Source organism: Anoxybacillus thermarum (genome assembly GCF_000836725.1).
GTDB lineage: Bacteria > Bacillota > Bacilli > Bacillales > Anoxybacillaceae > Anoxybacillus > Anoxybacillus thermarum.
In genome coordinates, this window is the sequence record NZ_JXTH01000072.1 from 1 (window position 1) to 10,856 (window position 10,856).

The following is a 10,856-nucleotide window of genomic DNA, read 5'->3' on the forward strand; positions in this document are numbered from 1 at the left end:
TCCTCCAAAAGGGCCGCCAACAAGACAGCGAACACCTTTTGAAGAGTTCTGACTAATTGTTCCTCCAGCTCTTTTAATAAAGGCCATTCTGTGGTAAAATGTTTCATGGACTCTCTCCCTCCTGTTTTATTGATGTTGGTCATCACCATCATAGCAGGGAGAGAGTCCTTTTTGCATGACATTTGCTTTTTTCTACCGCGCTTCGCTTGGTGGCCCCGACGAGCGTCGCGAACAAAAGTTCGCAACCCTCGTCGGGGAATCATTCCTGAATGTCACCCACAAATATTTTACTCACACACTTGTTAAATTCCTTATTATACCGAACAAAAAACCTGTCTTTTTCCTCATACAAACATTTCACTCATCCCAATAAAATATTTGAAAGCGAAGTTGTTGGAGAATAAAAAGAAGGTGTCCAAACGGGCACCTTCTTTCTTATACTTCCATAATAATTGGTAAAATCATTGGCTTGCGTTTCGTTTTTTCATATAAAAACGGTGCGAGCGTATCGGTAATTTCTGTTTTAATGTCCGACCATTGATTTGTTCCTTGTTCAAGTAGCTGTTGTAAATGTTTAGCAATCAGTTGTTGCGCATCGCTAATTAAGTTGCCGGATTCACGCATATAGACGAATCCGCGTGAAATAATGTCTGGTCCGGAAGCGATTTTCATTTCTTTCATATTAATGCTTACAACGACGATCACTAATCCTTCTTCTGACAAAATGCGGCGGTCGCGCAAGACGATGTTGCCGATATCGCCAATGCCGCTTCCGTCGATATATACGGAACCGGACGGAATTTTGCCGACGATGTTTGCCCCTTCTTCACTAATGCCGAGCACATCTCCATTGTCCATAATAAAGCAGTTTTCTTCTGGGACACCGCAATCGACCGCAAGTTTCACATGCATTTTTTGCATGCGATATTCGCCATGAATCGGCATAAAATATTTCGGTTTCATTAAGCGAATCATTAATTTTTGTTCTTCTTGTCCGCCGTGACCAGATGTATGAATGTCGCTAAGCGGTCCGTGAATGACTTCCGCTCCCGCGCGCGCAAGCATATTAATGATGCGATTGACGCTCACGGTATTGCCCGGAATTGGCGAAGACGAAAAGACGACTGTATCGCCCGGCATAATTTGAATTTGACGATGCGACCCGTTAGCGATGCGCGACAACGCTGCCATCGGCTCCCCTTGACTTCCGGTACAAAGAATCGTGACGCGATGGGCAGGGAGGCGATTAATTTGCGCCGCATCGACAAACGTATCTTTCGGACATTTAATGTAGCCGAGCTGTTGTCCAATTTCAATAGCCGCTTCCATGCTTCGTCCGAATACGGCGATTTTTCGATTGTTTAATACAGCGGCTTCCGTCACTTGTTGCAGGCGGTGAATGTTCGAAGCGAACGTCGCAAAAATAATGCGCCCTTGCACTTTTCGGAAAATGTCGTGAATGCTTTCACCGACGCGCCGTTCCGACATTGTAAAATGCGGAATTTCGCTATTTGTACTATCGGACAATAAACAAAGGACGCCTTCTTTTCCGATTTCGGCCATTTTCGTTAAGTTCGCTGGCTCGCCAACAGGCGTAAAGTCGAATTTAAAATCGCCCGTATGCACGATTTGACCGACCGGCGTTTTGACGACGATGCCGTAGCTATCTGGAATGCTGTGCGTTGTACGGAAAAATGTGACCGCTGTTTTTCCGAACGAAATGACGTCGTCTTCTTTTATTTCGATCAGTTTCGTTTGACGCAACAATCCGTGCTCTTCTAGTTTATTGCGAATAAGTCCAAGCGCCAATTTGCCGCCGTAAATCGGGACGTTCACTTGGCGAAGCAAATACGGAATGCCGCCGATGTGGTCTTCATGTCCGTGCGTAATAAATAACCCTTTAATGTTTTCCGCATTTTTCACTAAATAGCTGTAATCAGGGATGACGTAATCGATGCCGAGCAACTCGTCTTCCGGAAATTTAATGCCGGCATCAATGATGATGATTTCATCTTCATATTGCACGCCATATGTATTTTTCCCAATTTCGCCTAGACCGCCGAGAGCGAAAACACCGACTTGCTTATTTTTTAACATGTTCATTGTTTAATCTCCAATACGTGAAAATGAGCGTTTTGTTGTTCGTACGCTAAATGTGCTCCCTCGAGCGGTTGAATGTATTCAATATTGATATGACGGTCTTGTAATTTTCGGCGCACATCTCGCTCGCTATCTGCTTCAATGTATAGCGTCTTCGTTTTTTCTCTTACAGGTACTTCATCGATCGTATCTTGGTAAAACACTTTAAAAATCAACGTCCATCTCTCCTTTTCATCATTTGTTTAAAAAAAGTGTTAGCCCCGAGCGTTTTCCGCTTTTCTTATTATATATAAAAAGTGTGGAATGGGAAACAAAATTGAAAAGAAGCCCTTCAACCGAAGGGCTCGTACAACTATGCAATCGATTTTCTGCGCAAAAGTTCTTTCCATTGTTTGAGCAGCTTGCGTTTCAACTTTTTCAACATGACGCATCACTCCTCACTTTTATTGTATCCGATTTTACAGGAAAGTAAATGTCTTCTCTATGATTTATTATAAGAAGATGATCGACAAATTTTTCATGGGAAAATATACATTGTTTTAACCGATTTACTACTGTATGCATAGCGGACGAGATGTTTCTTAAATAATCATGTATTCAAATGTTTTACCCGTTCATTAAAGTGAAACGTTTTTTGATGAGTGAAAAAGTACATCAACATGGCAAAAAGTTTTTGTCACCCAATCTTGATGCGGGTGTGAATGATGATATGGTGATGTTCAAATCTCCGATTACCCGAATTGCAATTCGAAAGTGACGAATGAAATAAAGTGAAGTTTCAATGGAGCGCTTGATCAAAAGCGCTCCTTTCTACCTTTTCCCTTCTTTTGATATTTGTATGATGAATTCACTTGTTTTTGATAAATTCGTTTAACTTGTGGTGAAGAGATTGCTAACCATTTCGTTGACAATATGGCGCAATTCCGTTACGGTAAGTTTGTGAACTTTTACACGAGGAGCGCGAGAAACATGGAGAGAAAGATCGTCTTTTTTGATATTGACGGAACGTTGTTAGATCATGATAAACAGTTGCCGGAATCGACATATGAAGCGATACATGAATTAAAAAAACAAGGGGTATATGTAGCGATCGCCACCGGAAGAGCGCCGTTTATGTTTGAATCGCTTCGGGAAAAGCTTGGTATCGAATCGTTTGTTAGCTTTAACGGACAATATGTCGTTTTTGAAAAAGAAGTGATTTACAATCAACCGCTTGATCGCGAACGGCTTCACGCATTAAAACAAATGGCGCATGCAAATGAACATCCGCTTATTTTTATGGACGCCGACACGATGCGTGCAAGTGTAGCCGATCATCCATACATTCACGAAAGCATGGGAAGCTTAAAATTCGCCCATCCGCCATACGATGAAACGTACTACGAACAAAACGATATTTACCAAGCGCTTTTGTTTTGTAAGCCGGAAGAAGAACAGCCGTACGTAACGGCTTTTCCAACGTTTCATTTTGTGCGCTGGCATGCGGTATCTACAGATATTTTACCGTATGGAGGCTCGAAAGCAGAAGGAATAAAAAAAATGATTGGCAAGCTCGGCATTCGACGCGAAAACGTCTATGCGTTCGGCGACGGGTTAAACGATACGGAAATGTTGCGTTTTGTCGGGACAGGGGTAGCGATGGGGAACGGACATGAAGAAGCGAAAAAAGTAGCCGATTTCGTTACAAAACCGGTCGATGAAGATGGCATTTTATTCGGTTTACGTCAGCTCGGGTTGTTGAAATAAAAGGTGTCCGAAATGGACACCTTTTTGTGCTTTTCTTAACGTTCAATCGGAATGGCGTCAGCTGGTACGTCGTAAGGATTTTGTTTATTAATATGGTCATAAAACATAATGCCGTTTAAATGGTCGATTTCATGTTGAAACACAATTGCAGGCAATCCTTTTAAACGTAGCTTCACCGTTTCTCCTTCAAGTGTCGTTCCGGTGACGGTAATGCGCATATAGCGAGGAACGTAGCCGGGGATCGGCTCGTCCACAGACAAGCAGCCTTCTCCGCTCGTTAAATAACACATTTCAACGGAGTGGCTTACAATTTTCGGATTAAATAACGCATAGCTATGTAACGTTCCTTTTTCGTCCGTCACATGCACCGCAATCATGCGCTTCGAGACGTTAATTTGCGGCGCAGCTAAGCCGATGCCCGGACGAAGCCCATACGTTTTCGCCAATTCTGGATCTTGGCTCATTTTTACATATTCCAACAAGCTCGCTAAAATGCGGCGATCTTCTTCGGATGGGGGAAGCGGCACTTCTTCAGCTACTTTTCGTAACGTCGGATGACCGTCTTTAATAATATCTTTCATCGTAATCACGTTGTTTCACTCCCTACTCGCATTGTCAACCATTTTTATTATGAAGGATGGAATAAAAAAGTGCAATTGCGTGAGAAACATATATATCCACGTTGTAAAACAGATATAATACAGATTGAAGAAAAATAGTATAACAGATTCATAACACAGTTAAAATTTTCTAATTTTCATTTTTGCATAGAACGTTGCAAGCAAACTGATTGACGAGCGTTGTCGAACGGTGTAAACTGAAAGATGTAAAAAAACAGTTGTATTAATCACACTTGCTTTTCTCATTAATACAGCTTTCAATACACAACGTGTGGTAAAAAGAAACCGTTTTTGGGCAAATTAAAAGGTGCATCATTTTACGTTTTGAAAAGAAAGGATGAGGTGAACAAAATGGGTAAAAAACCCCTATTTGATGTGAAAAAGCAACTTGAAAAAGTCGCTGAGCAGTTCCCGACATTTCAAATTTTAAATGAAAAAGGCGAAATCGTAAACGAAGCGGCGATGCCAAATTTAACAGATGAGCAATTGAAAGAATTAATGCGCCGCATGGTATACACGCGCGTGCTTGACCAACGTTGCATTTCATTAAACCGTCAAGGACGTCTCGGCTTCTATGCCCCAACAGCAGGACAAGAAGCGAGCCAATTAGCGAGCCATTTTGCGTTAGAAAAAGAAGATTTCATTTTACCGGGCTATCGTGACGTTCCACAAATGATTTGGCACGGTTTACCACTTTACCAAGCATTTTTATTTTCACGCGGTCATTTCCACGGCAACCAAATTCCTGAAGGTGTCAATGTGTTGCCGCCACAAATTATTATCGGTGCCCAAATTATTCAAACAGCCGGCGTTGCGCTCGGTATGAAAAAACGTGGCAAAAAAGCGGTCGCAGTTACATATACAGGTGACGGCGGTGCATCGCAAGGGGACTTCTACGAAGGATTGAACTTTGCCGGTGCATTTAACGCGCCAGCGATCTTTATCGTTCAAAACAACCGTTTTGCGATTTCAACGCCAGTCGAAAAACAATCTGCCGCAAAAACAATCGCTCAAAAAGCGGTTGCCGCAGGTATTCCGGGCATTCAAGTAGACGGAATGGATCCGCTTGCGGTATATGTGGCGGTGCGTGACGCTCGCGAGCGCGCGATTAACGGCGAAGGTCCAACGTTAATTGAAACGCTTTGCTTCCGTTACGGTCCACATACGATGGCGGGAGACGACCCGACGCGCTATCGTTCAAAAGAACTTGAAAACGAATGGGAGAAAAAAGATCCGCTCGTTCGCTTCCGCAAGTTTTTAGAAAACAAAGGATTATGGAGCGAAGAAGAAGAAAATCGCGTCATTGAACAAGCGAAAGAAGACATTAAAGAAGCGATTAAGAAAGCGGACGAAACACCAAAACAAAAAGTGACAGACTTAATGTCGATCATGTACGAAGAGATGCCTGCGTTTTTAAAAGAACAATACGAAATCTACAAAGAAAAGGAGTCGAAATAAGCAATGGCGCAAATGACAATGATTCAAGCAATCACGGATGCGTTGCGCGTAGAAATGCGCAAAGACCCGAACGTTCTCGTGTTCGGTGAAGACGTCGGTGTAAACGGCGGGGTATTCCGCGCGACAGAAGGATTGCAAGCAGAGTTTGGCGAAGATCGCGTATTCGACACACCGCTTGCAGAATCAGGAATTGGCGGTTTAGCGATCGGTTTAGCATTACAAGGATTCCGTCCTGTGCCTGAAATTCAGTTTTTCGGATTCGTATATGAAGTGATGGACTCAATTTCTGGTCAAATGGCGCGCATGCGCTATCGTACTGGCGGGCGTTTCCATGCGCCGATTACTGTTCGTTCGCCATTTGGCGGCGGCGTACATACGCCAGAGTTACACGCAGATAGCTTAGAAGGGCTTGTCGCCCAACAGCCGGGATTAAAAGTCGTCATCCCATCAACGCCATATGATGCGAAAGGATTATTAATTTCAGCTATTCGCGACAACGATCCTGTCATTTTCTTAGAGCATATGAAATTGTACCGCTCGTTCCGCCAAGAAGTGCCAGAAGGCGAATATACAATTCCGATCGGCAAGGCGGACATTAAACGTGAAGGAACAGACGTATCAGTCATCACATACGGTGCAATGGTACATGAATCGTTAAAAGCAGCAGCGGAGCTTGAAAAAGAAGGCATCTCTGTTGAAGTCGTAGACTTGCGCACGGTTCAACCGTTAGATATTGAAACAATTATCGCATCAGTTGAAAAAACAGGCCGCGCAGTCGTTGTACAAGAAGCGCAAAAACAAGCAGGTATTGCGGCAAACGTTGTTGCAGAAATTAACGAACGTGCGATTCTTAGCCTTGAAGCGCCAGTATTGCGCGTAGCGGCACCTGATACAGTATATCCATTCTCACAAGCAGAGCCAGTATGGTTACCGAACTTTAAAGATGTCATCGAAACAGTGAAAAAAGTAATGACGTTTTAATGGAGGGGAATGTCCCCTCCACATTTAAGAAATAGGAGGTTGAGATACATGGCATTTGAATTTAAATTACCGGACATCGGTGAAGGAATTCACGAAGGTGAAATTGTCAAATGGTTTGTGAAACCGGGCGATGAAGTAAACGAAGACGACGTACTTTGCGAAGTGCAAAACGATAAAGCAGTTGTCGAAATTCCATCTCCAGTAAAAGGAAAAGTATTAGAAGTTTTAGTGAGCGAAGGAACAGTCGCAACAGTTGGTCAAACGTTAATTAAATTTGATGCGCCGGGATACGAAAACTTAAAGTTCAAAGGCGATCATGGCGATGAGCCAAAAGTAGAAGAAAAGAAAGAAGAAGTAAAACAAGAGCAAGTGGCACAAGCACAGCCGAAAAAACGCGTCATCGCGATGCCATCTGTGCGCAAATATGCGCGTGAAAAAGGTGTTGACATTCGCCTCGTTCAAGGAACAGGCAAAAACGGTCGCGTGTTAAAACAAGATATTGACGCATATTTAGCAGGCGGCACGGCGCCACAAACAGAAGCGAAAGCGCAAGCAGTAGAAGAAAAAGTTGCGCCAGCACAACAACAAAAAGCAGCGCCAACAGCTCAACCGGTTGTATTAGAAGGCGAGTTCCCAGAAACACGCGAAAAAATGAGCGGCATTCGTCGTGCGATTGCGAAAGCGATGGTGAACTCGAAACATACAGCACCGCACGTCACATTAATGGACGAAGTCGATGTGACAAAACTTGTTGCGCATCGTAAGAAGTTTAAAGATGTGGCTGCGCAAAAAGGCATTAAGTTAACGTTCTTGCCATATGTCGTTAAAGCGTTAACGTCTGCGCTTCGCGAATATCCAGCGCTGAACACATCGATTGACGATGCAACAGAAGAAATCGTTCATAAACATTACTACAACATCGGAATTGCAGCGGACACAGATAAAGGCTTGCTCGTTCCTGTTGTCAAACATGCGGACCGCAAATCGATTTTTGCGATCGCAAAAGAAATTAACGAACTCGCAACAAAAGCGCGTGAAGGTAAATTAATGCCAAACGAAATGAAAGGTGCAACATGCACAATTACAAACATCGGTTCAGCAGGCGGTCAATGGTTTACACCGGTCATTAACCATCCAGAAGTAGCGATTTTAGGTATCGGCCGCATTTCAGAAAAACCGATCGTGCGCGATGGTGAAATTGTCATCGCTCCAGTATTAGCGTTGTCGTTAAGCTTCGATCACCGTATGATCGACGGTGCAACAGCGCAAAACGCGTTAAATCATATTAAACGTTTATTAAACGATCCTGAATTATTATTAATGGAGGCGTAATGCGATGGTAGTAGGCGATTTCGCAATTGAAACAGAAACTCTCGTCGTCGGTGCAGGTCCTGGCGGTTACGTTGCAGCCATTCGTGCAGCGCAACTCGGTCAAAAAGTAACGATCGTTGAAAAAGGAAACCTTGGTGGAGTGTGCTTAAACGTCGGATGTATTCCATCGAAAGCGCTCATCTCTGCAGGTCACCGTTACGAAATTGCGACACATTCACAAGATATGGGTATTTTCTCAGAAAACGTAAAAGTTGACTTTGCGAAAGTGCAAGAGTGGAAAGCGGGTGTCGTAAAAAAATTAACAGGCGGTGTCGAAGGGTTATTAAAAGGAAATAAAGTTGAAATCGTGCGCGGAGAAGCGTATTTCGTGGACGAAAATACCGTTCGCGTCATGACAGAAAATAGCGCGCAGACGTACAAATTTAAAAATGCCATTATCGCAACAGGTTCTCGCCCAATCGAGCTGCCAACGTTTAAATTTTCGAAGCGCGTGCTTGATTCAACCGGTGCATTAAACTTATCGGACATTCCGAAATCGATGGTCGTCATCGGCGGCGGTTACATCGGTACAGAATTAGGAACAGCATACGCAAACTTCGGAACGAAAATTACGATTTTAGAAGGTGCGGATGAAATTTTATCTGGCTTTGAAAAGCAAATGAGCGCAGTCGTTCGCCGCCGCTTAAAGAAAAAAGGAGTAGACGTCTTTACAAACGCTCTTGCGAAAGGTGTCGAAGAGCGCGAAGACGGCGTAACGGTAACATTTGAAGTAAACGGCGAAACGAAAACGGTTGACGCAGAATACGTGCTTGTCACAGTCGGTCGCCGTCCGAACACGGAAGAAATGGGACTTGAACAAATCGGCGTGAAAATGACGGAGCGCGGCTTAATTGAAATTGACAAACAATGCCGCACAAGCGTACCGAACATTTATGCGATCGGTGACGTCGTTGCAGGTCCACCGCTTGCGCATAAAGCATCATACGAAGGAAAAATTGCAGCAGAAGCGATCGCTGGTCATCCGTCTGAAATTGACTACTTAGCGATTCCAGCTGTCGTCTTCTCTGACCCTGAATGCGCATCTGTCGGTTACTTTGAAAAACAAGCGATCGAAGAAGGAATTGACGTCATTACAGCGAAATTCCCGTTCGGCGCAAACGGCCGTGCCCTTGCGTTAAACGAAACAGACGGCTTCTTAAAGCTCGTCTTAACGAAAGACGATGGCGTCATTATCGGAGCGCAAATTGTCGGCCCGAATGCATCAGATATGATCGCTGAGCTCGGTTTAGCAATTGAAGCTGGCATGACAGCAGAAGATATTGCGATGACGATCCACGCTCATCCAACGCTTGGAGAAATTACAATGGAAGCGGCAGAAGTGGCGCTCGGCAGCCCAATTCATATTATTAACAAATAAAGAGGATGGCTTCGCCGTCCTCTTTTTTCATGATTTTTTCAAGACGATCATATGATGTTCATAAGGGGTGTGTGAACATATGTATATCGTCTTTTTACTTCAAATGATTATATGGAGTTTGTTTTCATTTATCGAATGGAGATCGGCGCATGACCATTTTATTTTTAAGGCGTTATTATTTGGCATATTCATATATATTGCTTTTTTGCTTGCGCTTCGGTTGCATTTAACGAAAAAGCGCGCATGTTGGACAACCTTATTGACGATTGCCATCTATTTCGTTTGCCGCAAGCTTTTTTGGTCTTATCTTTTATAATAATACATGATGCGCCCATTAAATAAATGCAGTTTTCCTGCCATTTGTTTGGCGAAAAATTTGCATAGTTCGTTCGCTTTTCCTTTATCGCCGTGCGTCGCTTGTTTTGGTAAGACGAACTGTACAGCACGGTCGTGCACGCGGCATTCAATCATATGATAGCGATCCTCTTTTCCGACTAACAAAATGCCGTCTTCTTTTGTGACGATGTCATATGGAAAAGCGGATTGGGCGTATTCCCACGCGAGCTGTTCACCCGTTTTTTGCGCGATGTTTCGATATTGTTCAAGCAGTTGTTTGCATTGTTCTAACGTGACCGTCTCCCATGTTGATGCAGGGACAAGTTCAATGGTAGCTGTATGAGCCATTTTTTTCACCTCAAACATTTTGAAATCACTTTCATTTTATCATGGATATATATGAAAAAAGTGTGAGTAAAATATTTGTGGGTGACATTCAGGAATGATTCCCCGACGAGGGTTGCGAACTTTTGTTCGCGACGCTCGTCGGGGCCACCAAGCGAAGCGCGGTAGAAAAAAGCAAATGTCATGCAAAAAGGACTCTCTCCCTGCTATGATGGTGATGACCAACATCAATAAAACAGGAGGGAGAGAGTCCATGAAACATGTTACCACAGAATGGCCTTTATTAAAAGAGCTGGAGGAACAATTAGTCAGAACTCTTCAAAAGGTGTTCGCTGTCTTGTTGGCGGCCCTTTTGGAGGAGATTGATCAACAACTGGCGGAAGCGCGGGACAAGCGCCGGTATCAGCTGAAAGACAAACGGCCGACCACGATCCAAACGCTGTTTGGAGAAGTGACGTTTCGACGGAACTACTACTATGATCGGCAGGCGGGGGCGTATACCTTCTTGCTGGATGCCGAAC

General features: G+C 43.8%; 11 protein-coding genes. 7 read left to right on the forward strand and 4 right to left on the reverse strand.

Going from position 1 to position 10,856, the window contains the following annotated elements; genetic code table 11:
* Positions 1 to 435: 435 nt before the first annotated feature.
* Together rnjA and LH47_RS12950 are read right to left on the reverse strand one after the other, a co-directional pair.
* Complete coding sequence (rnjA, locus tag LH47_RS12945; RefSeq protein WP_043968171.1) at positions 436 to 2,103, reverse strand: ribonuclease J1; 1,668 nt, start codon at positions 2,101 to 2,103, stop codon at positions 436 to 438.
* On the reverse strand, positions 2,100 to 2,315 hold the full coding sequence (locus tag LH47_RS12950) for a DNA-dependent RNA polymerase subunit epsilon (RefSeq protein WP_021094462.1): 216 nt from the start codon (positions 2,313 to 2,315) through the stop codon (positions 2,100 to 2,102). The genes rnjA and LH47_RS12950 overlap by 4 nt, the downstream gene beginning before the upstream one ends.
* A 754-nt stretch (positions 2,316 to 3,069) precedes the next feature.
* On the opposite strand from LH47_RS12950, the gene LH47_RS12955 reads away from it, so the two are divergent.
* Positions 3,070 to 3,846 carry a Cof-type HAD-IIB family hydrolase gene (locus LH47_RS12955; RefSeq protein ID WP_043968173.1) on the forward strand — a complete coding sequence of 259 codons (777 nt, stop codon included), beginning with the start codon at positions 3,070 to 3,072 and terminating at the stop codon, positions 3,844 to 3,846.
* A gap of 35 nt (positions 3,847 to 3,881) precedes the next feature.
* Here LH47_RS12955 and def read toward each other — a convergent pair whose 3' ends face one another.
* Complete coding sequence (gene def, locus LH47_RS12960; RefSeq protein ID WP_043968175.1) at positions 3,882 to 4,436, reverse strand: peptide deformylase; 555 nt, start codon at positions 4,434 to 4,436, stop codon at positions 3,882 to 3,884.
* A gap of 381 nt (positions 4,437 to 4,817) precedes the next feature.
* On the opposite strand from def, the gene pdhA reads away from it, so the two are divergent.
* From pdhA to LH47_RS12985, 5 genes are all read left to right on the forward strand, one after another.
* Complete coding sequence (gene pdhA, locus LH47_RS12965) at positions 4,818 to 5,924, forward strand: pyruvate dehydrogenase (acetyl-transferring) E1 component subunit alpha (protein ID WP_043968178.1); 1,107 nt, start codon at positions 4,818 to 4,820, stop codon at positions 5,922 to 5,924.
* A gap of 3 nt (positions 5,925 to 5,927) precedes the next feature.
* Positions 5,928 to 6,905 (forward strand): alpha-ketoacid dehydrogenase subunit beta, encoded by a 978-nt coding sequence (locus LH47_RS12970; RefSeq protein ID WP_043968180.1) that lies wholly within the window; start codon positions 5,928 to 5,930, stop codon positions 6,903 to 6,905.
* 48 nt (positions 6,906 to 6,953) lie between these two features.
* Positions 6,954 to 8,237 carry a dihydrolipoamide acetyltransferase family protein gene (locus LH47_RS12975; protein WP_043968182.1) on the forward strand — a complete coding sequence of 428 codons (1,284 nt, stop codon included), beginning with the start codon at positions 6,954 to 6,956 and terminating at the stop codon, positions 8,235 to 8,237.
* Between the two features lie 4 nt (positions 8,238 to 8,241).
* Positions 8,242 to 9,654 carry a dihydrolipoyl dehydrogenase gene (gene lpdA, locus LH47_RS12980; RefSeq protein WP_043968184.1) on the forward strand — a complete coding sequence of 471 codons (1,413 nt, stop codon included), beginning with the start codon at positions 8,242 to 8,244 and terminating at the stop codon, positions 9,652 to 9,654.
* Between the two features lie 79 nt (positions 9,655 to 9,733).
* The gene (locus LH47_RS12985; RefSeq protein ID WP_043968186.1) at positions 9,734 to 9,970 is read left to right on the forward strand and encodes a hypothetical protein; all 237 of its coding nucleotides are present in this window, start codon (positions 9,734 to 9,736) and stop codon (positions 9,968 to 9,970) included.
* On the opposite strand, the gene LH47_RS12990 is transcribed toward LH47_RS12985, so the two are convergent.
* The gene (locus LH47_RS12990) at positions 9,958 to 10,338 is read right to left on the reverse strand and encodes a DUF1885 family protein (protein WP_043968190.1); all 381 of its coding nucleotides are present in this window, start codon (positions 10,336 to 10,338) and stop codon (positions 9,958 to 9,960) included. The two genes, LH47_RS12985 and LH47_RS12990, sit on opposite strands and share 13 nt — an antisense overlap.
* A gap of 250 nt (positions 10,339 to 10,588) precedes the next feature.
* On the opposite strand from LH47_RS12990, the gene LH47_RS12995 reads away from it, so the two are divergent.
* The coding region (locus LH47_RS12995) for a UPF0236 family transposase-like protein (RefSeq protein WP_043968188.1) at positions 10,589 to 10,856 on the forward strand (268 nt) is incomplete at its 3' end.